The organism is Pseudonocardia phyllosphaerae (assembly GCF_046546475.1).
In the GTDB taxonomy this organism is placed as follows: Bacteria; Actinomycetota; Actinomycetes; order Mycobacteriales; family Pseudonocardiaceae; genus Pseudonocardia; species Pseudonocardia phyllosphaerae.
The window spans coordinates 80,954-101,819 of sequence record NZ_JBKGXS010000011.1 but is presented as its reverse complement, the minus strand read 5'-3'; the positions used below and the strand labels follow the sequence as shown (position 1 = coordinate 101,819).

The 20,866-nt window shown below is 74.2% G+C and carries 22 protein-coding genes; 7 read left to right on the top strand and 15 right to left on the bottom strand.

The genetic code is table 11. The annotated features are described in order from the left end of the window. Positions 1-5 precede the first annotated feature (5 nt). Entirely contained in the window at positions 6-506 is a 501-nt protein-coding gene (locus ACLE50_RS20365) for a DUF3830 family protein (RefSeq protein ID WP_410945197.1), read from the bottom strand. Between the two features lie 118 nt (positions 507-624). On the opposite strand from ACLE50_RS20365, the gene ACLE50_RS20360 reads away from it, so the two are divergent. Both ACLE50_RS20360 and ACLE50_RS20355 read left to right on the top strand, forming a co-directional pair. Then, positions 625-1,614: a D-2-hydroxyacid dehydrogenase gene (locus tag ACLE50_RS20360; RefSeq protein WP_410945196.1), complete on the top strand. Its 990-nt coding sequence runs from the start codon at positions 625-627 to the stop codon at positions 1,612-1,614. Further along, positions 1,611-3,020 carry an amidase gene (locus ACLE50_RS20355; protein ID WP_410945195.1) on the top strand — a complete coding sequence of 470 codons (1,410 nt, stop codon included), beginning with the start codon at positions 1,611-1,613 and terminating at the stop codon, positions 3,018-3,020. Before ACLE50_RS20360 ends, ACLE50_RS20355 begins: the two co-directional genes overlap by 4 nt. Before the next feature lie 310 nt (positions 3,021-3,330). Here ACLE50_RS20355 and tatB read toward each other — a convergent pair whose 3' ends face one another. The 4 genes from tatB to sigE form a co-directional block, all read right to left on the bottom strand. Then, positions 3,331-3,843, bottom strand: a complete 513-nt coding sequence (gene tatB / locus ACLE50_RS20350; RefSeq protein WP_410945194.1) for a Sec-independent protein translocase protein TatB — start codon at positions 3,841-3,843, stop codon at positions 3,331-3,333. Positions 3,844-3,938: 95 nt separating this feature from the next. Continuing rightward, positions 3,939-5,567 (bottom strand): S1C family serine protease, encoded by a 1,629-nt coding sequence (locus ACLE50_RS20345; protein ID WP_410945193.1) that lies wholly within the window; start codon positions 5,565-5,567, stop codon positions 3,939-3,941. Between the two features lie 113 nt (positions 5,568-5,680). Further along, positions 5,681-6,388, bottom strand: coding sequence for an anti-sigma factor family protein (locus tag ACLE50_RS20340; RefSeq protein ID WP_410945192.1), 708 nt, complete (start codon positions 6,386-6,388; stop codon positions 5,681-5,683). Beyond that, positions 6,385-6,984 carry an RNA polymerase sigma factor SigE gene (gene sigE, locus ACLE50_RS20335; protein WP_410945191.1) on the bottom strand — a complete coding sequence of 200 codons (600 nt, stop codon included), beginning with the start codon at positions 6,982-6,984 and terminating at the stop codon, positions 6,385-6,387. The genes ACLE50_RS20340 and sigE overlap by 4 nt, the downstream gene beginning before the upstream one ends. Before the next feature lie 140 nt (positions 6,985-7,124). Between sigE and ACLE50_RS20330 the strand changes: the two genes are divergently transcribed. Further along, entirely contained in the window at positions 7,125-7,757 is a 633-nt protein-coding gene (locus tag ACLE50_RS20330; protein WP_410945190.1) for an O-methyltransferase, read from the top strand. Between the two features lie 148 nt (positions 7,758-7,905). Here the strand turns inward: ACLE50_RS20330 and glgC are convergent, their stop codons facing one another. Then, positions 7,906-9,141, bottom strand: coding sequence for a glucose-1-phosphate adenylyltransferase (gene glgC / locus ACLE50_RS20325; protein WP_410945189.1), 1,236 nt, complete (start codon positions 9,139-9,141; stop codon positions 7,906-7,908). A 176-nt stretch (positions 9,142-9,317) separates the two neighbouring features. Here glgC and glgA point away from each other — a divergent pair, with 176 nt between their 5' ends. Next, entirely contained in the window at positions 9,318-10,481 is a 1,164-nt protein-coding gene (gene glgA / locus ACLE50_RS20320) for a glycogen synthase (RefSeq protein ID WP_410945188.1), read from the top strand. Positions 10,482-10,537: 56 nt separating this feature from the next. Here the strand turns inward: glgA and ACLE50_RS20315 are convergent, their stop codons facing one another. From ACLE50_RS20315 to dapE, 8 genes are all read right to left on the bottom strand, one after another. Further along, entirely contained in the window at positions 10,538-10,705 is a 168-nt protein-coding gene (locus ACLE50_RS20315; protein WP_410945187.1) for a DUF3117 domain-containing protein, read from the bottom strand. Between the two features lie 267 nt (positions 10,706-10,972). Then, entirely contained in the window at positions 10,973-11,683 is a 711-nt protein-coding gene (locus ACLE50_RS20310; RefSeq protein ID WP_410945186.1) for a DNA-3-methyladenine glycosylase I, read from the bottom strand. 82 nt (positions 11,684-11,765) lie between these two features. Then, the gene (locus ACLE50_RS20305; RefSeq protein WP_410945262.1) at positions 11,766-12,233 is read right to left on the bottom strand and encodes an SRPBCC family protein; all 468 of its coding nucleotides are present in this window, start codon (positions 12,231-12,233) and stop codon (positions 11,766-11,768) included. A gap of 85 nt (positions 12,234-12,318) precedes the next feature. After that, positions 12,319-12,672 (bottom strand): DivIVA domain-containing protein, encoded by a 354-nt coding sequence (locus ACLE50_RS20300; protein WP_410945185.1) that lies wholly within the window; start codon positions 12,670-12,672, stop codon positions 12,319-12,321. 52 nt (positions 12,673-12,724) lie between these two features. Next, a complete protein-coding gene (locus tag ACLE50_RS20295) occupies positions 12,725-13,753 on the bottom strand; it encodes a glycosyltransferase family protein (RefSeq protein WP_410945184.1) in 1,029 nt (342 codons plus the stop codon). After that, positions 13,750-14,379 (bottom strand): LOG family protein, encoded by a 630-nt coding sequence (locus ACLE50_RS20290; protein ID WP_410945183.1) that lies wholly within the window; start codon positions 14,377-14,379, stop codon positions 13,750-13,752. Before ACLE50_RS20290 ends, ACLE50_RS20295 begins: the two co-directional genes overlap by 4 nt. Then, complete coding sequence (locus tag ACLE50_RS20285) at positions 14,376-15,182, bottom strand: LOG family protein (RefSeq protein WP_410945182.1); 807 nt, start codon at positions 15,180-15,182, stop codon at positions 14,376-14,378. Before ACLE50_RS20285 ends, ACLE50_RS20290 begins: the two co-directional genes overlap by 4 nt. Positions 15,183-15,278: 96 nt before the next feature. Further along, positions 15,279-16,349 (bottom strand): succinyl-diaminopimelate desuccinylase, encoded by a 1,071-nt coding sequence (dapE, locus tag ACLE50_RS20280; protein ID WP_410945261.1) that lies wholly within the window; start codon positions 16,347-16,349, stop codon positions 15,279-15,281. 395 nt (positions 16,350-16,744) lie between these two features. Between dapE and ACLE50_RS20275 the strand changes: the two genes are divergently transcribed. The 3 genes from ACLE50_RS20275 to ACLE50_RS20265 are packed head-to-tail and all read left to right on the top strand — an operon-like array spanning position 16,745 to position 19,508. After that, the gene (locus ACLE50_RS20275) at positions 16,745-17,572 is read left to right on the top strand and encodes a helix-turn-helix transcriptional regulator (protein ID WP_410945181.1); all 828 of its coding nucleotides are present in this window, start codon (positions 16,745-16,747) and stop codon (positions 17,570-17,572) included. A gap of 11 nt (positions 17,573-17,583) precedes the next feature. Continuing rightward, positions 17,584-18,522 (top strand): 2,3,4,5-tetrahydropyridine-2,6-dicarboxylate N-succinyltransferase, encoded by a 939-nt coding sequence (gene dapD / locus ACLE50_RS20270; RefSeq protein ID WP_410945180.1) that lies wholly within the window; start codon positions 17,584-17,586, stop codon positions 18,520-18,522. 8 nt (positions 18,523-18,530) lie between these two features. Continuing rightward, positions 18,531-19,508 (top strand): CHAD domain-containing protein, encoded by a 978-nt coding sequence (locus ACLE50_RS20265; protein WP_410945179.1) that lies wholly within the window; start codon positions 18,531-18,533, stop codon positions 19,506-19,508. Positions 19,509-19,537: 29 nt separating this feature from the next. Here ACLE50_RS20265 and ACLE50_RS20260 read toward each other — a convergent pair whose 3' ends face one another. Next, positions 19,538-20,797: an MFS transporter gene (locus ACLE50_RS20260; RefSeq protein WP_410945178.1), complete on the bottom strand. Its 1,260-nt coding sequence runs from the start codon at positions 20,795-20,797 to the stop codon at positions 19,538-19,540. Positions 20,798-20,866: the final 69 nt, after the last annotated feature.

Below are 20,866 nucleotides of genomic sequence, written 5' to 3'. Positions count from 1 at the left end.
CGGTCCTACTCCTCGACGCGGGAGTAGACGAGCCGCTCCCCCACGCTGCCCGAGCGCCACACGTCGTGGCACGCGGTGGCCATGGCGTCGAACCCGTCGACGATCGTGGCGAACACGTTGCCGGGGACCCACCCGACGTCGCCGTTGAGCAGCAGGTTGTTGCGCCCGTAGAAGATCGCGAGGTCGATGCCACCCGCCTCGGCGTCGATGCCCTGGTCGTCCTTGAACGCGGCGTCGAGCATGCCGCCGTGGAAGTCGAAGTAGCAGACGTCGGCGGGGATCGGGGTGATCGTCGGGTTCTCCTGCCCGATCCGCGGCCCGAACCGGCGGACGATCGTGTAGACCTCGTTGCGCGCGTACTTGGCGTGCTGGGCCTCGCCACCCAGCGGCCCGTCGGCCAGTGCCTGCCACACCGCGGCGGTCGTCCGCGGCGCCTCCTTCTCCAGCAGCTCGGCAGTGCAGGCGACACCGCGCTTCTCCAGCGCGATCCTGATCAGCTTGGCCATCGGGCCTCCTCTCACGGGGTCCTCACGCGCCCTCGGACGACGCGGATTGTTGACAATCGTAGGGTCGCTTCCTAGCGTGTCAACGCCCCCGACGACCTCCCCACCGACAGGACTCTCGTTGCCGGTTTCCGCTGGTCAGGACCCCATTACCGTCACCGTTCTGCACGGTGGCGAGACACCGCCGAAGCTCGTGGACAAGGCCGGTGGTGACGTAGATCTCCGGCTGGCGGACGGCCCCGGCGAGCTCGCCGCGGCGTTGCCCGGCAGCGACGCCCTGCTCACCTGGGACTTCCTCACCGACGCCGTCAAGGAGGTCTGGACCGACGAGATCACCACCGACCTGCGCTGGGTGCACACCGCCAGCGCCGGGGTGGACCGGGTGGCGTTCCCCGAGCTGCTCGCCGCGCCGGTGACGCTGACGAACTCCCGCGGGGTGTTCGACCGGCCGATCGCGGAGTACGTGCTCGGGGCGGTGCTCGCGTTCGCCAAGGACACCGCGCGGTCACTGCGGCTGCAGCAGGACCGCACGTGGCGCCACCGCGAGACCGAGTCCGTCGCCGGGAAGGTCGCGACGGTCGTCGGGAGCGGTCCGATCGGACGGGCGACCGCGGACCTGCTGGGCGCCGCGGGGCTCGCGGTTCGGCTGGTCGGGCGGCGCGCCGCCGACGGCGTCCACGCCTTCGACGAGCTGCCGGACCTGTTGCCCGACACCGACTTCCTCGTGCTGGCGGCGCCGCTGACCGACGCGACCCGCGGCATGCTGGACGACCGGGCGCTGGGGCTGCTTCCCCGGCGGGCCCGGGTGATCAACGTGGGGCGGGGGCCGCTCGTCGTCACCGACGACCTGATCGCCGCCCTGGCCGACGAGCGGATCGCCGGCGCCGCGCTCGACGTGTTCGAGACCGAGCCGCTGCCGTCGGACTCGCCGTTGTGGGCGATGGAGAACGTGCTGGTGACCCCGCACATGTCCGGCGACGTCGTCGGGTGGAAGGACATGCTCGTCGACCTGTTCGTCGACAACCTGACGCGCTTCCGGGACGGCCGGGAGCTGCGCAACGTGGTGGACCCCGAACGCGGGTACGTGAGCACCTCCGGAGGAGACGCGTGAGCGAGACGACGGCCGACCTGAGCGCCACCGAGCTGCTGGCGGGCTACCGCACCGGGGAGATCTCACCGGTGCAGGCGACCCGCGACGCGCTGGACCGCATCGAGCAGCACGACGGCGCGGTCAACGCGTTCTGCCTGGTCGACGCGGACTCCGCGCTGTCGCAGGCCAAGGACTCCGAGGCCCGCTGGCAGGCCGGGGAGCCGGTCGGGCCGCTCGACGGCGTCCCGACCTCGATCAAGGACATGCTGCTCACGATCGGCTGGCCGACCCGCAAGGGCTCGACGACGACCTCCGCGGAGGGCCCGTTCGAGGTCGACGGCCCGCCGGTCGCGCGGGTCCGCGCCGCCGGGGCGGTGCTGCTCGGCAAGAACACCACGCCCGAGCTGGCGTGGAAGGGCGTCACCGACTCGCCGCTGACCGGCGTCACGACCAACCCGTGGGACCCGACACTGACCGCGGGCGGGTCGTCGGGGGGCAGCGCGTCGGCCGTCGGGCTCGGGATGGGGCAGCTCTCGCTGGGCACCGACGCCGGTGGCTCGGTCCGGATCCCGGCCGCGTTCACCGGGACCGTCGCGCACAAGCCGACCTACGGCCGGATCGCGCACTACCCCGGCTCGGCGTTCGGGACACTCGCGCACGTCGGGCCGATGACCCGCACCGTCGGCGACGCGGCCCTGCTCTACGACGTCGTCGCCCGGCCCGACACCCGCGACCCGTGGGTGGACGGCCCGCTGGTCGAGTCGGCCGTCGAGCGGCTGGCGGGCGGCGCGCAGGGCCTGAAGATCGGTTTCTCGCCGACCCTGGGATATGTCGACGTCGACCCGGAGATCGCCGCGCTGGTCGCCGAGGCCGCCGCGGTGTTCGCCCGCGAGCTGGGCGCGACCGTCGAGAACGCCGACCCCGGATTCGCCGACCCGATCGACCCGTTCCACACGCTGTGGTTCGCCGCGGCCGCGAAGTCCCTCGAGCCGATCCCGGCAGAGAAGCGGGCCGCGATGGACCCGGCGCTGGTCGCGATCGCCGAGCTGGGCGAGCAGGTCTCCGCGCTGGACTACCTGGGGGCGATGGCCGTGCGCAACGAGCTCGGCACGCTGATGGGCGGGTTCCACGACGAGTACGACCTGCTGATCACCCCGACGCTGCCGATCCCCGCCTTCGAGGGCGGACGCGAGGTGCCGGAGGGCTGGCCGCAGCCGCGCTGGACGTCGTGGACGCCGTTCACCTATCCGTTCAACATGACCCAGCAGCCGGCGACGTCGGTGCCGTGCGGGTTCACCTCGTCCGGGCTGCCTGTGGGGCTGCAGATCGTCGGGCCGCGGCACGCCGACGCCACCGTCCTGGCCGCCGCCCACGCCTACGAGCAGGCGACCGAGCACCACCGCCGCCGCCCCGCCCTGCTGGGCTGAACGGAGTAACCCGGTCTGGTCGAGCGGCCGGCCCGCCCTGGGAGGCGGTCCGGCCGCTTTGCTCTGCTCACCTCGACGCATCACCCTCGCTGAGCTGGGCGGATGCAACCGCTACGGCTCTGCTCACTGCTCTGCGGCAGGCCCGCCCGGCTCTGCTCACCGACGGGGTTCCGAGCAGTGTCCGGGTGCGGGACGGCCTAGGTGAGCAGAGCAGAGCACGGCGGGTGAGCTGGGGTGATGCGTAACGGTGAGCAGAGCAAAGCGCCGCAGGTGTCACCCCGCCGGCGGCCCCAGAGAGGGGCGTCGACGATCAGGTCGCGTCGGGGTCGACCGGGGGGCGCTCACCGGAGGTCAGCGGCGGCTCCGGTGCGCGAGCGGGCGTGACGCCGCCGGGCCCGGAACCGTTGGACACGGAGCCGTTCGCGGCCGCACCGTTCGTCCCTGCACCGTTCGTCCCCGCACCGTTCGCGGCGGCGCCCGCGGCCGCGCCTCCGGCGACGGCACCACCGGCCGCGGCAGCGCCGTTCACACCGTTCGCGGACCCGCTGAGCGGACCGTCGTCGGCGAACAGGCTGCGGGTGATCGCGGTACGCGGGTTGAGCGAGCGCAGGCTACGGAGGTCGTTGAGCGGCTCACGCAGCGACTCGTACTCCGGGCCCAGCTCGGTCTTCAGATGGTCGCGCGCCCCGGTCGCGTACTCGCGGACCTGCCGGACGGCGTTGCCGAGCCAGCGCGCAGCGTCCGGAAGGCGCTCCGGGCCCAGGATGAACAGGCCGGCCACCACGAGGACCAGCAGCTCGGGCAGCCCGATGTTCTCGAACACGACCTCAGAGTACGCAGCCCGATGTGAGACCTCGGTCGGGATCGGCTTCGGAGCCGGTGAACTCCTGGTGCGAACGGCGCCTCGGGCCGTCCCGCTCAGCGTTGCCCGAGCGTCGCGGTCACCGTCAGCGGACGGCCCTGGCGCACCAACCCGACGGGCACCTGCTCCCCCGGCTTGTGCTCGCGCACCGCGACGACCAGCTCGTCGGCCCCGGCGATGTGCCGCCCGGCCACCGAGACGACGACGTCGCCCTCGGCGATCCCGGCCGCGGCCGCCGGGCCGTCCCCGACGACGTTCTGCACCTGAGCACCGTCGTCGGAGCCGTCGGTCACCGAGCGCGCGTTGACCCCGAGGTCGGCGTGCACGACGCGCCCGGTGCGGATCAGCTCCTCGGCGACCGCGCGCGCGGTGTCGATCGGGATCGCGAACCCGAGGCCGATCGAGCCGCCCTGCCCGCCGCCGGACTGACCGGAGTCCGCGCTGCGGATCGCGGTGTTGACCCCCACGACGGCGCCGGCCGCGTCCACCAGCGGGCCACCGGAGTTGCCGGGGTTGATCGCGGCGTCGGTCTGGACGGCGTCGATGACCGCGTCCCCGGCGCTGCCCTCCGGGTCGAGACGCAGCGGCCGGTTCACCGCGGACACGATGCCGGTCGTCACGGTCCCGGTCAGCCCGAACGGCGACCCGATCGCGACGACCCCGTCCCCGACCGCGAGGTCGGCCGACCGGCCGATCGCGGCCACCGTCGGGTTCGCGACCGGCACCTTGACCACGGCGAGGTCGGTCATCGGGTCGGCGCCCACGACCGAGGCGGGGTGCCGGGACCCGTCGGAGAACACGGCCTCGACGCGTCCCTGCCCGGGTCCGAGCGCCGGCGCGACGACGTGGTTGTTGGTCAGCACGTAGCCCTGGGGGTCGATGACGACGCCGGAGCCGTTCCCGGCCTGGTTCCCGACCGTCACCTCCAGCGATACGACGGCGGGCAGCACCCGTCCGGCGACGTCCGGGACCGAGCCGGGCGGACGTTCCTTCGCCTCGCCGGTGGACGCGAGGACCGCGCCGGGGCTGGTCAGCGAGTCGGCGCCGGACGCGACCCAGTGCCCGACGAGGCCACCGAGCGCCCCGATCGCCAGCGCGAGCACGCCGAGCAGCGCGAGCGCACGCGGGGCGACGCGGCCTCCGAAGAGCACCTCGCGGACGCTGAGCCGCGGCCCGGCCGGTCGGTCGGCGGCGGGCGCGGGTGTGTCGTCACCGGGCGGCGGGGCCGCGACGACAGGGGTGTCCGGGTCCCGCCAGGGGTCGGTGGCGGAGCCGCCGGGCCAGAACGGGGCGTCGTCGCCACCGGGCTGCGCGGCTCTGCTCACCTCCTCCGAGGGCGGTCGCTGCAGGCCCCCGTCGGTGTCCGGGCGGCCGAACGCGCGTGCGACGGCGGCGGTCGGCGGCGGCGCGGCCGGGGCGGCACCGTTCGTGGTCCCGTTCGTGGCCGCTGCGTGGTCGCCGGCCCGGTCGAACCCGCTCGTGACGCCGTCGGGCCTGCCGAACGCGGCACGCTCGGCCGGATCGGTCGCAGGCCGGTCCAGCCCACGCGGCTCGAGCCGTTCCGGGGCGGGGTCCGCGGTCGCGGGACGGATCCCGGCGCCCGACGACCCCGTGTGCTCGTCGCTCATCGACGCCCCGGGGTCGTCGGCGTCGGGCCGGGCACGGCTCGGGACACGATCGGGCACACCACCCGCCCAGACTGCCGGGCGGGCGGTGAAGTCCCTGTCACGGAAACACTCCGGCACCACGCCCGACGATCACGACCGGGTGCCCCGACCGGCACCGGGACCGGCGGGGACTAGCGCGGCGGGAGCCCGGCGTCGCGAACCGCGCCCGAGCCCGGAACGAACGGGGCGTCCGAGGCCGTACCGGAGCCGGTGCCACCGGCGGGCGGGGCCCCGGTCGTCGCACCGGCCACCGTGCTCCCGGGCGCCACCGCGTTCGACGACGGCGCTGCGCCCGGCCGGGCCCGTCCCGGCTGAACCGGGTTGACCGACAGGCGGGCGACCGCGGGCGTCGCCGAGGCCGGTCCCGGCGCGCCCGGTGCGGCGGGCCCGGATCCGGTCGCGGCGGGCAACCCGAACGCGAGCGCGCCGAGCGCCAGCCCGGACACCGCGGCGCCGGTGCCGAGCTTGACCCGGCGCGAGCGGCGGGACCCGCGCTGCGGGACGCCCTCGGGACGCAGGACGGCCACGAGCTCGCCGGAGCCGGTCAGCGCGAGGCCTGCCGGGAGTCCGGGCAGCTCGGTGTCCTGCGGGATCGAGTGCAGCGCCGAGAGCAGTGACGGCGGCAGCGTGGGCGCGTCGGCACCGCGTAGCGCGGAACGGGCCCGGCGCTGCGCGGTGACCTCGTTCGCGCACTCCGGGCAGGTGTCGAGATGCCGAACCGCGCGGTCGTGCGGGCCCGCGGCGAGCTCGCCGTCGACGTAGGCCACGACCGCCTCGAGGGTGAGGTGGTCCTGCCCCCAGTCCGGGGGCACGACCTGGAAGCGGCGTCGATCGCTCACGGGATCAACTCTGCCACCGGGGTGCTCCGCCGTGCCACCGCCTCCTCGGCGGGGCCGGCGGCGTCCGCGGCGTCGGCGGCGGCGCGGTGGCGCTCCAGCGACGCGCGCAGCGCGGTCCGGCCGCGGTGGATCCGGCTGCGCACGGTGCCCAGCTTCACCCCGAGCGTCGCGCCGATCTCCTCGTAGGACAGTCCCTCGACGTCGCACAGGACGACCGCGACGCGGAAGTCCGGCGGCAGCTCGTCGAGCGCGGCCTGCAGGTGCGGGTCGAGGTGGTTGATCGCGAACACGGTCTCGGGCTCGGGACCGCCGCCGGGGAGCCGCTCGGTGTCGTCGGGCAGACCCTCCATCCGGAGCCGGGCGCGGCGGCGCACCATGTCCAGGAACAGGTTCGTGGTGATCCGGTGCAGCCAGCCCTCGAACGTGCCGGGGGTGTAGTTGGCGAGGGACCGGAACACCCGGATGAACGTCTCCTGGGTCAGGTCCTCGGCGTCGTGCTGGTTCCCCGACAGCCGGAAGGCCAGCCGGTAGACCCGGTCGGCGTGCTCACGGACGACCTCGTCCCAGCTGGGCGGGGTCCAGTCGTTGGCCGGCATCGCGGTAGGGCACCTCCACTGCGGCCGCGGGGGTGTCTCCGCGGATCGTTGTCGCACTAGAGAGTGCACTCGCCCGATGAGTACCGTGTGAAACGCATCTGAGAGAACTCTGTGAATACTCGTCCCGTTAATCTTGGTCCATGACGACTCCCGCGGGCGCCGGCGCGTACGCCGAGACCTACCTCGTCGAGGACGAGGTGCTGGGACGCGCACGCGCGGCCGGCGACGCGGCGGGGGCCCATCCGATCACCCCCGCCGGTGGCGCGACCCTGTCGGTACTGGCCGCGACGATCGCCGCCCGGGCCGTCGTGGAGATCGGGACCGGCTCCGGGGTCAGCGGGCTGTACCTGTTGCGCGGCATGGCCCGGGACGGCGTCCTGACCACGATCGACGTCGACCCCGAGCTGCAGCGCTCGGCGCGTCGGACGTTCATGGAGGCCGGTTACGGCCCCGGGCGGCTGCGCCTGATCAACGGGATGGCGCTGGAGGTGCTGCCGCGGCTCACCGACGGCGGCTACGACCTCGTCGTCGCCGACGCGATCCCCGGCGAGTACCCCGGTTACCTCGCCGAGGCGATCCGGCTGCTCCGCCCCGGCGGCGTGCTGATCCTGGAAGGGGTGCTCGACGGCGGGCGCATCGCCGGCGACGGCTCCGCCGACGGGCCGGGCACCGCGGCACTGCGGGAGACCGCGGAGCTGGTGCGCGACGACGAACGACTGCTGTCCGCGCTGCTGCCGGTCGCCGACGGGATGCTCTGCGCCGTCCGGCGGTGACCGCGAATCGGCTGGTCACGAGGCTGGAGCGGCGCCGCTCGGCTCTGCTCACCTACCGCCCCGCGGCTCTGCTCACCTACGCCCGCACGGCTCTGCTCACCTACGCCCGCACGGCTCTGCTCACCTGTGGCCGTGCGGCTCTGCTCACCTACTCCGCGGTGACACCCTTGCCCAGTACGACGACGCCGCCGTTGGACACGGTGTAGCGCGCCCGGTCCTGGTTCAGGTCGACCCCGATCAGCGCGCCGTCGGGCACGACGACGTTCTTGTCCAGGATCGCGCGCCGCACGACCGCGCCGCGGCCGATCCGGGCGCCGGGCAGCACGACCGAGTCCGAGACCTCCGCGCCGCCCTGCACGCTGACGTTCGGGCTGATCACCGACCGGCGCACGATCGCCCCGGAGATGATCGTGCCGGCGCCGACGATGGAGTCCTGCGCGATACCGCCCTCGACGAACTTCGCCGGCGGCAGCGCGGGCGTCCCGGTGCGGATCGGCCAGCGCTGGTTGTAGAGGTTGAACACCGGGTGCACCGACACGAGGTCGGCGTGGGCGTCGTAGTAGGCGTCGATCGTCCCGACGTCGCGCCAGTAGCCGGCGTCGCGCTCGGTGGCACCGGGGACGATGTTGTCGGCGAAGTCGTAGACGTGCGCCTCACCCCGCCCGACCAGTGCCGGGATGATGTCGCCGCCCATGTCGTGGTCGGAGTCGGCGTTGGAGGCGTCGGCGCGCAGCGCGTCCAGCAGGACGTCGGTGGAGAACACGTAGTTGCCCATCGAGGCGAACGTGACGTCCGGGTCACCGGGCACGTGCGGCGGGTCCGACGGCTTCTCGAGGAACTCGGTGATCAGCCCGGTCTCGTCGGAGGCGATGCAGCCGAAGGCCTTCGCCTCGGCCCGCGGCACCCGGATCCCGGCGACGGTGACGCCCGCGCCGGACTCGGCGTGCTGGGCGATCATCTGCGCCGGGTCCATCCGGTACACGTGGTCGGCACCGAAGACGGCGATGTAGTCGGGCTCGTCGTCGTAGACCAGGTTCAGGCTCTGGTAGATCGCGTCCGCCGAGCCGGTGTACCAGCGGCGGCCGAGGCGCTGCTGCGCCGGCACCGTGGTGATGTACTGGTCGAGAACCGAGGACAGCCGCCACGTCGTCGAGATGTGCCGATCCAGCGAGTGCGACTTGTACTGGGTCAGCACGCACAGCCGGTCCATACCCGCGTTGACCAGGTTCGACAGCACGAAGTCGATCAGCCTGTAGTTGCCGCCGAACGGAACGGCGGGCTTGGCACGGTCGGCGGTCAGCGGCCACAGCCGCTTGCCCTCGCCGCCGGCCAACACGATTCCCAGCACCTTGCCCGGCAGCCGGCCCGACGACGTCGCTCGCATGTGACGAGACCCTAATGCCCGTTCCGGGCAGGGGCCAGCGCTCGCGGGAAGCGTGTGCGCCCGGGCGTGTTCCCGGCCGTCCGCCGGGCGACCCGGCCGGGTCCGGACCGACGTCCGCGATGCGGACCCGCGGCGCGGTACCCCGATCGGGTCCGCATCCCGTACGGTCCCGATCCGTGCGCGTCGGCATCCTCACCCGTGAATATCCACCCGCCGTCTACGGCGGCGCCGGAGTCCATGTCGGACACCTCGTCCCCGCGTTGCGGGAGCTCGTGGACGTCGACGTGCACTGCTTCGCCGAACCCGGCATCCCGGCCCCGCCGGACGCCCGGGCGCACTCGGCACCGCCGCTGCCCGACGGCGCGAACGCGGCTCTGACCACGCTCGGCGTCGACCTGTCGATGGCCGCGGAGCTGGAGCGCTGCGACGTCCTGCACTCCCACACCTGGTACGCCAACATGGCCGGCCACATCGGCGGCCTGCTGCACGGCCGCCCGCACGTGGTGACCGCGCACTCGCTGGAGCCGCTGCGGCCGTGGAAGGCCGAGCAGCTCGGCGGCGGATACCGGCTGTCGTCGTGGGTGGAGCGGACCGCCTACGAGGCCGCGGACGCCGTCATCGCCGTCTCCGAGGGGATGCGCCGCGACGTGCTGGCCGCGTACCCGTCGATCGATCCGGACCTGGTGCACGTGGTGCACAACGGGATCGACACCGAGTTCTACGCCCCGGACCCCGACCGCGAGGTGCTGGCCGAGAACGGGATCGACCCGGACCGGCCGCTGGTGGTGTTCGTCGGGCGGATCACCCGGCAGAAGGGCGTCGGGCACCTGGTGGCCGCGGCGCACGAGATCGACCCGGCCGCACAGATCGTGCTGTGCGCGGGCGCCCCGGACACCCCGGAGATCGCCGCGGAGACCGAGCGCGCGGTGGCCGAGCTGTCCGAGTCGCGCGGCGGCGTGGTCTGGATCCAGCGGATGCTCAAGACCACCGAGGTCCGGCAGCTGCTCTCCGCGGCGACGGTGTTCGTGTGCCCGTCGGTGTACGAGCCGCTGGGGATCGTGAACCTGGAGGCGATGGCGTGCGGGACCGCGGTCGTCGCCTCCGACGTCGGCGGGATCCCGGAGGTCGTCGCCGACGGTGACACCGGCCTGCTCGTGCACTACGACGCCGCCGACACCCGGGCCTTCGAGGCCGGGATCGCGGCGAAGGTCAACGAGCTGGTCGGCGACCCGGCACGGGCGGCCCGGATGGGCGAGCGCGGGCGGGAGCGGGCGGTCGAGGACTTCGCCTGGGCCGAGATGGCGCGACGGACCCTCGAGGTCTACGACAGCGTGACCTGACGACGCTCATCCGGGCCCCGGCGTCGCCACGCCGGGGCCCGGATGCGGCAGGGTTGTCAGCCGACGGTGCCCTTGAGGGCCTCGCTGAGGTTCTCGGCCTCGTCGGGGGTCATCTCGACGACCAGGCGGCCACCGCCCTCGAGCGGGACGCGCATCACGATGCCCCGGCCCTCCTTGGTGACTTCCATGGGCCCGTCGCCGGTGCGGGGCTTCATCGCGGCCATTCGTCGTCCTCCGTCAACATCCACACTGTCGGTCCGCGCGGGCGCGCTCGGGGCTCTGCGCCGGCCGCGGTGTGCCCATTGTCCCCCATCATCGTTGTCGCGGTGCAACCGAGGCGATCACGAGGTGGGCACGACCGGCGTGTCGTTCACGCAGCGCAGCGCGGTGACGACGGTCCGGTGACCGTGCAGCCCGGTTGGCGATCAGCCCTCGCGTTCGGACGGTGGGTGCGGTGCCCCTCGCGGGCGCCGGCTCAGCGCCGGCTCGGCTCAGCGCGGACCGGTGGTTGCGGCGGCGCGCCAGCAGTAGGCGACGTGATCGTCGACGAGTCCGGTCGCCTGCATGAGCGCGTAGCAGGTGGTCGGCCCGACGAACCGGAAGCCGCGCTTCTTGAGCGCCTTCGACAGCGCCGTGGACTCCGGTGTGAATCCCGGGACGTCCTCGATCCGCTGCGGGCGCGGATGCGACGCGGGGTCGGGGGCGTAGGAGGCGAGGAAACCGCCGAGGTCCTCTCCGGCGTCGGCGAGATCGAGCACGGCGCGCGCGTTCGCGACGGCGGCCTCGATCTTCTGCCGGTTGCGGACGATGCGGGCGTCGGCGAGCAGGCGGGCGACGTCGTCGTCGCCGAAACGGGCGACGGTCTCCGGGTCGAAACCACCGAAGACCTCGCGGAACGCGGGACGCTTACGGAGCACGACGATCCAGGACAGCCCGGACTGGAAGCCCTCGAGCGTGATCCGCTCGAACCAGGCCGCCGTGCCGTGGACGGGGTGGCCCCACTCGTCGTCGTGGTAGGCGATGTAGTCCGGAGCCGACAGCGCCCAGTCGCAGCGGCCGACGGCGGGGTCAGCGGCGGGTTCGCCGCTCGGTGCGGGGGCGGCGTCGGGGCCGGGTTCTGTGCCCCGGCCGGGTTCTGTGCCCCGGCCGGGTTCGGCGCCCCAGGCGGGGCCGGGCGCGTCTCCGCGCTTTGCTCTGCTCACCTCCACGCATCACCCCAGGTCAGCGACCCTCCCCTTGCTCTGCTCACCCCGACGCAGCGGGGTGCCGACCGTCCCGGACGGGTCACCGGCGGGCCTCGAAACGCCGTTCGGTGTCGCGGGCCATCGCGTGCAGTGAGTGCGCGACGCCGGCGCGGAACGCGGGGCGCACGAGCGGCCAGCCGAGCCGGCCAACGGGACCGAACGGCAGGTCGAGCAGCTCGGTCCACAGGAACCGGCTGCGGTCCGGGCCCAGGTCCTCGACGGCGAACACACCCTCGCCGCGGACCACCTTCCCGGTGTGGACGACGACGACCTCGCGGCGGCCGGGTGCACCGGCGGCCGGCTCGGACCAGTCGGTGATCCGCATGGTGTCGGCGACCGCGAGCGGGCCCACCCCGGTCGTCGCACAGAGCTCGGTGCCGACCGAGCGGCCGTCGCCGGCGGTCACCTCGACGCGGGTGCCGAGCATCCACGCCGACTGCCCGGCCCAGTCGGTGACGACCTCCCACAGCACCGCGGCCGGCACCGCGACATCGACGGGGACGGTCAGCTCGACGCGGTTCCCCTGCGCCGCAGCCGATCCGCTCTGCTCACCCCGGCCGTCCCGGCTCTGCTCACCACCGCGGCGGCTCTGCTCACCACTGCTCGTCACCGGGTGCCTCCTCGCTGCGCAACTGCTCGATCGTCGCCTCGAGCCGGGCTGAGCGCTCGGCCAGTTCGCGTCGTTCCAGCCGCAGCCGGTCCACCTCGTCGGCGAGCCGGTCGAGCGCCCAGTCGACCTCGGTCATGCGGTATCCGCGGACGACCTGCTGGAAACGCAGGTCGCGCACGTCGGCGCCCGAGACCTCGCGGGACGGCAGCCGGGTCGGCGTCGCGTCCGGCGCGAGGGGTGCGAGCTCCTCGCCCCGGCCGAACACCGCGGCGGCCAATACGAACACCAGTCCCGCCACGACCGCGAGGACGAGCACGTACACGAGCGCGGTCCCCATGCCGCCATCTCATCACGGACCCCGGCGCCCGTACCGAACCCGGCGGCGCGTCTCACCCGGCTCGGCGTGCCGTCCGTTGCGGGCATGCCGGCGCGGTGTCCCGGACCTCGCCGGGCGGCGGCCGGTCGACCTGCAGCAACGGGTACGTCGCGCTGGTCCAGTGCGTCCCGGTACCGGCACCCTCGCCGGGGTCGTCCGTGGCCGCCCCGGCGTCGGCCGGCAGGAACGCGGTCAGCCCGGCCCCGGAGTCGGGGACCCCGCACCGGTCGAGCGCGGTCGCGAGCACCTCACGGGAGGTCTGGGCGAGCTCACGCAGCGGACGGTTGCGGTGCCGGCGCACCCCGACGTCGACCTGCGCGATCGCACCTGGACCGGCCAGCGCCGCGGCGTCGAGCAGCAGCCCGATGTCGACGCCGTAACCGGTGGCGAAACGCAGCCGGTCGAGCAGCGTGCGCGTCGCGGCGAACTCACCACCCAGCGGCTGGCGGACACCGCCCAGCTCGGGGCGCAACGCCGCCAGCAGCGGACGGGCGAGCAGCTCGGTGACCCGGCCACCCTCGTGACCGTCGTCGCCGCCGAGCGGACGACGGTGGTAGCCCTTGACCAGCTGCGGCGCAACGAGTCCCCGGCTCTGCTCACCACCGCCACGGCTCTGCTCACCAGCCGCGCCGCGGCTCTGCTCACCAGCCGCGCCGCGGCTCTGCTCACCATCACCGAGCAACGGCCCCACCAGCCGCGGGACCAGGTCCGGATGCGGGTCGACGAGGTCGGCGTCGAGGAAACAGACGACGTCGGGCGGTTCCGGGTCGGCGCCGAGGGCCACGACCGCCCGCCACAGGGCCTCGCCCTTGCCCGGGAGCACCGGGACGTCCGGGACCGCGTCCTCCCTGGAGAGCACCCGCGCCCCCGCCTCGGCGGCGCGCACGGCGGTCCGATCGGTGCTGCCGGAGTCGAGCACGACGACGTCGTGCACCAGCGGGTCCCGCCCCCGGGTCAGGGGCAGCAGCCCGCGTACCAGGGACCCGACCGTCGTCTCCTCGTCGAGGGCGGGGAGGACGACGGCGACCCGGGGCCGGTTCACGCGACGGGGCGGGCGCAGGCGTCGAGCGCGGCGGCGACGGGGTCGGCGTCGGGGTCACCGCCGGCGGGCTGCCCCGCGCCGACGACGCGCAGCCGTCCCACCGAGGTCGCCGAGGCGAACCCGCTGTCGGCGAGCCCGTCGACCCAGTCGAGCAAACCCTTCCAGTGCCCGGCCGGGTCGAGCAGCACGACGGGCTTGCCGTGCAGGCCCAGCGAGCCGGCCGTCCAGACCTCGAAGAGCTCCTCACAGGTCCCGAGGCCGCCGGGCAGCGCGAGGAACGCGTCGGCGCGGTCCTCCATCTGCTGCTTGCGCTCGCGCATGCTCTCGGTGACCACCAGCTCGTCGGCCTCGGTGTCGGCCCACTCGCGTTCCACCATCGACCGCGGGATGACGCCGACGGTGCGCCCGCCCCCGGATCGGGCACCGTTCGCGACGGCGCCCATCATCGACAGGCGTCCACCGCCGGAGACCAGGGTCCAGCCGCGTTCGGCGACACCGCGCCCGACCGCCCGGGCGAGCTCGATGTGCGCCGGGTCGATCCGGTCCGACGACGAGCAGTAGACGCAGACCGCGAAGCCCGGCCTGCCGTCCCGCTCGGTGCCCTGCGGGGTGTCCGGCGTGCTCAATGTGCCTCCTCCCAGGCGTGGTAGGCGTCGAGGACGACGTCGACGGCGTCGTCGATGTCGTCGGTCAGGTGCAGCAGGTCGAGGTCCTTCTCGCTGACGGTGCCCTGCTCGACCATCCTCGTGCGGATCCAGTCGTAGAGACCGCCCCAGTAGTCGGTGCCCAGCAGCACGACGGGGAACTTGGTGACCTTCTTGGTCTGGACCAGGACCAGCGCCTCGAACAGCTCGTCGAGGGTGCCGAACCCGCCGGGCAGGCAGACGAACGCCTGCGAGTACTTCACGAACATCGTCTTGCGCGCGAAGAAGTACCGGAAGTTGATCCCGAGGTCGACCCACGGGTTCAAGCCTTGCTCGAACGGCAGCTCGATGCCGAGCCCGACCGACAGGCCACCGGCCTCCGACGCGCCCCGGTTGGCGGCCTCCATCGCGCCCGGTCCCCCGCCGGTGATGACGGCGAACCCGGCCCCGGCCAGGCGCGCGCCCAGCTCACGCCCGATCGCGTACTCCGGCGAGTCCGGCTTGGTGCGGGCCGAGCCGAACACGGTCGCGGCCCGGGGCAGCTCGGCGAGCATGCCGAAGCCCTCGACGAACTCGGCCTGGATGCGCAGCACCCGCCACGGGTCGGTGTGCACCCAGTCGGCGGGCCCGCGCGAGTCGAGCAGCCGCTCGTCGGTGGTGGAGGGCTCGACGCTGCGGCCGCGGCGCAGTATCACCGGGCCGCGCTGCTTCTCCGGCGGTGCGGGGCTGGCGGCACCGTTCTCGGACGGGGCGGGGCCGTGCGGGTCGGCGGTCTGGTCGGGCATGTGCGTCCTCGGGTCAGGGTCGGGACGGTGTGGAAGTCGAGACGGTGTGGAAACGGTGACGGAACGGTTCGGAGGCAGGACGGGGCGGATGCGGGGTCAGGATTCGGGCGCGAGGTAGCGGTGCAGGACCTCGGTGCAGGCGGTGATCCGGTCCTCTGCAACGTGCTCCTCGCGCGTATGGGCGAGGTTCGGGTCGCCCGGGCCGTAGTTGACGGCCGGGATGCCCAGCGCGGCGAACCGGGAGACGTCGGTCCAGCCGTACTTGGCGCGCGGCTCGGCCCCGCTCGCGGCGACGAACTCGGCCGCGGCCGGCGCCGACAGTCCCGGCAGGGCGCCCGGTGAGAGGTCGGTGACGGTGACGTCGTACCCGTCGAGGACCTCGCGGACGTGCGCGACGGCCTGCTCGGCGGAACGGTCCGGGGCGAACCGGAAGTTGATCGTGACGACGCACTCGTCGGGGACGACGTTGCCGGCGATCCCGCCGCCGATCCGCACGGCCTGCAGGCCCTCGCGGTACACGCAGCCGTCGATGTCGACGTCGCGCGGGGTGTAGGACGCGAGCCGGTCGAGGATCTCCCCGGCGCGGTGGATCGCGTTGTCCCCCAGCCACGAGCGGGCGGAGTGGGACCGGCGGCCGGTGGTGCGGGCCTCGACGCGCAGCGTGCCCTGGCAGCCGGCCTCGAGGGTGCCGTCGGTGGGCTCGCCGAGGATCGCGAGGTCGGCGTCGAGCCAGTCGCGGTGCTCGCGCTCGATGCGGCCGAGACCGTTGCGTTCGGCCTCGATCTCCTCGCAGTCGTAGAACACGAACGTGACGTCGTGGCGCGGGTCCGGCAGCGCGGCGGCGAGGTGGGCGAACACGGCGTCGCCGGACTTCATGTCCGAGGTGCCGCAGCCGTGGATGATCCCGTCGGCGCGGCGCGAGGGCACGTTGTCCGCGATCGGCACGGTGTCGATGTGCCCGGCCAGCAGCACCCGGTGCGGGCGGCCGAGACGGGTGCGGGCCAGCACCGCGTCACCGGAGCGGAGCACCTCCAGGTGCGTGGCCTGCGTGCGCAGCGCCTGCTCCAACGCGTCGGCGAGGACCCGTTCCTCCCCCGAGACGCTCGCGACGTCGACCAGCGCCGCAGTCAGCGCAACCGGGTCGGCCGTCAGGTCCAGCGTGGGCAGGGTGGTGGTCACCGCGCCGACGCTACCGACCGGTGCGACGCCACCGTGTCACCCCGTCCCTGCGTGCGCCGCTGTTCACCGGGCCGACACCTGAGTCGATCTTGTACGCCGCGCGGGCGGGCCCGTGGCGGTGAATCCGGTGGTGGCGCCGGGGGCGCGCTTTGCTCTGCTCACCTCCACGCGTCACCCGGGCTCCCCGGGCCGGGCCGGGCCTCAGGTCCCCGGCCCGACGATGTCCCGCTGCGCGGAGGTGAGCAGAGCAAAGCCGGGTCCCCGCGGCTGCCCCGCCCACCCGCCGATCCGGAGCCGCCGGCGAGTTGTCCACAGGCCCGGATGTTGTCCACAGCTGGCGCATTCGTGGGGTCGTCTCGGCCTCGTGCACCCACTCTCGGTGCATGGACCTCGATGAACGTGCTGTCGGTGAGGACGACGGCGAGCCGGTCGGGCTGGTGGACGACCCGTTCCCGCCGTCGCCGGTCACCCCGGTGCCCGACGCGTCGGACCTGGTGAGGACGGTGCGGCGGCGGGCCGATCTCTCGCAGCGGGAGCTGGCGCGAGAAGTGGGGGTGTCACCGACGACGATCGCGCGCATCGAGTCGCGCACGCTGGCACCGAGCCTGGTCACGCTGGGCAAGGTGCTGGCGGTGGCGGGGCTGCGGCTGGCCGTCGTCGACACCGAGAACCGGCAGGTGCCGCTGATGAGCGACCCACCCGGCGACGACCTGCGCGACGGGGCCGGGCGGCGCTACCCGTCGCACCTGGACACGATTCTCGACCCGCTCGAGGGCGAGTGGTGGGGCGACCGCTACGGCCTGGCCCGCCCGCCCGAGACCTTCCACCGTGACCGTGCGCTGCGCGACGCCCTGCGCCGGCGCAGCGTGTGGGAGGTGCGGGTCGCCCAGCTGTGGTCGGCGCCACCCCCGCCGACACTCGAACGCTGGATCCAGCTGACCGCCCGCTGCGAGCACTGCCACCGGCTGCCCGAACCGATCCCGTTGCCCTACACCGCGGAGCGTGTCGTCCGTTACCTCTCGGCGGCGGCGCGGGTGGCGAGCGACCGGCTCGCGGTCCATCACGAGCAGCTGCGGCGCCATCCCCGGGCCACCGGATCCGGCCGTCGTGCTCCGTTCCGGCCCGCGCACGGCACCGGTTCCGGGCCGGGCCGCCCGGCCGTGGCGGGGCCCACCCCCGGCCCCGCCGCCGAGGCGGAGGACGACCGGTAGGTTCGGCTCCCGTGAGTACCGAGTACCGCCGTGAAGGCGCTTCCGGAACCGGCCTGGCCACGGTCACGACCGACGGCACCGTCCTCGACGTCTGGTACCCGGCGCCCGCGCTCGCCGGCCAGGACGTCCCCGACGTCGCCGAGGACCTCGACGCGCTCGTCGGGACCGACGAGGTCCGCGGGGTGCGCACCGAGGTCGTGCGCACCGAGATCGCCTCGCTGTCCGACGCGCCCGCCGACGCCGCCGACGTCTACCTGCGCCTGCACCTGCTCAGCCACCGCCTCGTGCAGCCGCACCAGGTGAACCTGGAGGGCCAGTTCGGGCTGCTCGCCAACGTCGTCTGGACCAACCACGGCCCCTGCGCCGTGCCCGGCTTCGAGCTGACCCGCGCCAAGCTCCGCCGCCGCGGCCCGGTCACCGTCAGCCACATCGACAAGTTCCCGCGGATGGTCGACTACGTGACGCCGTCCGGGGTCCGGATCGGTGACGCCGACCGGGTCCGTCTGGGCGCGCACCTGGCCGAGGGCACCACCGTCATGCACGAGGGCTTCGTCAACTTCAACGCCGGGACGCTGGGCTCGTCGATGGTCGAGGGCCGGATCTCGGCAGGTGTCGTGGTCGGCAACGGCTCCGACGTCGGCGGTGGCGCGTCGATCATGGGGACGCTGTCCGGGGGCGGCAAGGAGGTCATCTCCGTCGGCGAGCGCTGCCTGGTCGGCGCCAACGGCGGCCTGGGCGTCTCCCTCGGCGACGACTGCGTCGTCGAGGCCGGTCTCTACGTCACCGGCGGCACCAAGGTCACGCTGCCCGACGGCTCCACCGCCGCCGCGCGCACGCTGTCCGGGCAGAACGGGCTGCTGTTCCGCCGCAACTCGGTCAGCGGTGCCGTCGAGGTGCTGCCGCGCACCGGCGACGGCATCGAGCTCAACTCCGCGCTGCACGCGAACTGAGACCGTCGATGGCCGCCGTACCGCAGCCCGGGTCCGCTCCCGTCGGCGTCGCCGACCTGCCGGAGGCACCGTTCCCGGGACCGGAGGACACCGCACCTGCGCACGTCCGTGCCCTGCTGCACCGCAGGTTGCGCGCGATGCTCGAGCGCGAACCGGGCGCCCGTGCCGGCTCCGCGGAGGACCTGGCACGGATGCGGGTGGCGGTCCGGCGGATGCGGGCCGCGCTGCGGTCGGCGCGTCCACTGCTCGACCGGGCCTGGGCCGACGACCTGCGCTCGCAGCTGGGGCGGCTCGGGCGGGCGCTGGGCGCGGTGCGCGACCTCGACGTACTGATCGAGCACCTGCAGGACGATGTCGCGACCCTCCCGGCCGCCGAGCGGGCCGCCGGTGACCGGCTCCTCGACGGGCTGCTCTCCGAGCGCGAGGCCGCCCGGAACACGATGCTGGCCGAGCTCGACTCCCCGGCCTACGCCGAGCTGGGCCGGCGGCTGGTCGCGGCCGTCGGCGCGGCGCTGCCCGAGCCGTCCTCGGACGCGGACCGGCCGGAGCTGCTCGACCTGGTGCGCACCGAGGCCCGCAAGATCACCAAGGCGGTGCGTCGCGCCGGGGAGACCCCGCCGGACATGACCCTGCACGACCTGCGCATCCGCGCCGAGCGGCTGCGCTACGCCGCGGAGCTGGTCGAGCCCGCGATGCGCGACGACGACGGGGCCCGCACTCCCGAGTCCCGTCGCGTCCGGCAGCTGCAGAAGTCCGCCGCCCGGCTGCAGGACGTCCTGGGCGACCACCAGGACGCCTGCGTCGCCGAGCACCGGATCCGCGTCCTGCTCGACGCCCTGGGCCAGACCCCGGACGCGCACGAGGTGTTCGTCGGCGGCCGGCTCGTCGAGCGTGAACGCACCCGGGCCGAGGTGCTGCGCCTGCAGTGGTGGGACGCCTGGCAGGACGTGGCCGCGCACATCGCGCAGCTCGACGACCGCTCCTGAGCCACGGCGGTTCCCGGCCCACAGCGGTCTCAGCCGCTCGGCCGGTCCCCGATCCGCAGGATCGCCCCGGCCTGCAACGCCGCCGCGGCGACGAGCAGCAGGATCGCCGGGACGAACCCGCCCAGGTCGACCAGCAGGCCCATCAGCAGCGGCCCGAGACCGGCCGCGAAGTACCCGACGCCGAGCCCGAACCCGCTGACCGCGGCCGCGCGGGCCGGCGTCGAGGTGCGCCAGGCGATCACGGTGAGCCCCAGCGGGAAGCCCGCGCCGACGCCGATGCCGATCAGCACGGCCCACAGCCACGGCAGCGGCGTCCCGTCCCCGGGCAGCACCAGGATCCCGAGGGTGCCGACCGTGCTGCTGACGACGGTCAGGAACGCCCAGAACCGCCACCGGTGCCGTCGTTCCGCAGCGGCGGGCATGAGCAGTGCCGCCGGGATCTGGGCGATGCTCCACGCGGACAGCAGGAGTCCCGCCGTCGCCGGGCTCCAGCCGCGGCCCTCGTAGAACGGCGGCAGCCAGGTCAGCCAGCTGTAGAACAGCGTCGAGGACCCGGCGAGGTAGCAGGCGACGCGACGGGCGAACGGATCGCGCCAGGCGCTGAAACCGGCCTCGACCGAGGCCTCGTCGTCGCGGGCGTGCGGTCCCTCGGCGGAGCCGGCGGGGTGCGCGGTCGTCGCTCCGGGCCCGGGGTTGCGGCCGATGCGCGACCCGACCGGCACCCACACGGCGAGCGCCAGCGCCGCGGGCACCGCCCACACCGCCAGCGAGTACGACCACCCGCCCAGCAGCACCGCCAGCGGCGCCGCGAGCGCGGACGAGACCGTCGCACCGAGCATCATCGACACGACGTATCCGCCGGTCACGGCCCCGGCGCGTTCGGGCAGGTGCTCCTTGACCACGCCGGTGACCAGCACCCCGCCGACCCCGATCCCGAGTCCGACCAGCAGGCTCCCGACGACGAGCGTCCCCAGCACCGGCACGGCGCGCACCAGGCTCCCGACCCCGATCGTCGCGACGGCGACGCCGAGCAGTCGTTCCCTCCCGACCCGGGCGGCCAGCGCCGACGCGGCGAACGACCCGGCCGACATCATCAGCACCGCGCACGCCTGCACCAGCCCGGCGGCGCCGGAGCCGATGCCCAGGTCCGCGCGGGCGGTCTCGAGCAGCGGCGGGTATCCCGACAGCGCGGCGCGCAGGTTCAGTGCCAGGGCGAGCACGCCGACGAGCACCAGCCCGGGGCGGACCCGCGTCGTCGCAGCGGGTGTCGTCCCGGGGGTCGTGCTCATGGGTGCGGCCTCCCGCGTCGTTTCCTGCCGTAACGGTGAGCAGAGCCGTCACGGTAAGCAGAGCAAAGG

Coding starts and splice junctions, on each gene's coding strand:
- ACLE50_RS20365 (WP_410945197.1), bottom strand. CDS start 506: ATGGCCAAGCTGATCAGGATCGCGCTGGAGAAGCGCGGTGTCGCCTGC.
- sigE (WP_410945191.1), bottom strand. CDS start 6,984: ATGCCGGCCAACGACTGGACCCCGCCCAGCTGGGACGAGGTCGTCCGT.
- ACLE50_RS20330 (WP_410945190.1), top strand. CDS start 7,125: ATGACGACTCCCGCGGGCGCCGGCGCGTACGCCGAGACCTACCTCGTC.
- glgC (WP_410945189.1), bottom strand. CDS start 9,141: ATGCGAGCGACGTCGTCGGGCCGGCTGCCGGGCAAGGTGCTGGGAATC.
- ACLE50_RS20315 (WP_410945187.1), bottom strand. CDS start 10,705: ATGGCCGCGATGAAGCCCCGCACCGGCGACGGGCCCATGGAAGTCACC.
- ACLE50_RS20300 (WP_410945185.1), bottom strand. CDS start 12,672: ATGGGGACCGCGCTCGTGTACGTGCTCGTCCTCGCGGTCGTGGCGGGA.
- ACLE50_RS20285 (WP_410945182.1), bottom strand. CDS start 15,182: ATGCCCGACCAGACCGCCGACCCGCACGGCCCCGCCCCGTCCGAGAAC.
- ACLE50_RS20275 (WP_410945181.1), top strand. CDS start 16,745: ATGGACCTCGATGAACGTGCTGTCGGTGAGGACGACGGCGAGCCGGTC.
- ACLE50_RS20265 (WP_410945179.1), top strand. CDS start 18,531: ATGGCCGCCGTACCGCAGCCCGGGTCCGCTCCCGTCGGCGTCGCCGAC.
- ACLE50_RS20260 (WP_410945178.1), bottom strand. CDS start 20,797: ATGAGCACGACCCCCGGGACGACACCCGCTGCGACGACGCGGGTCCGC.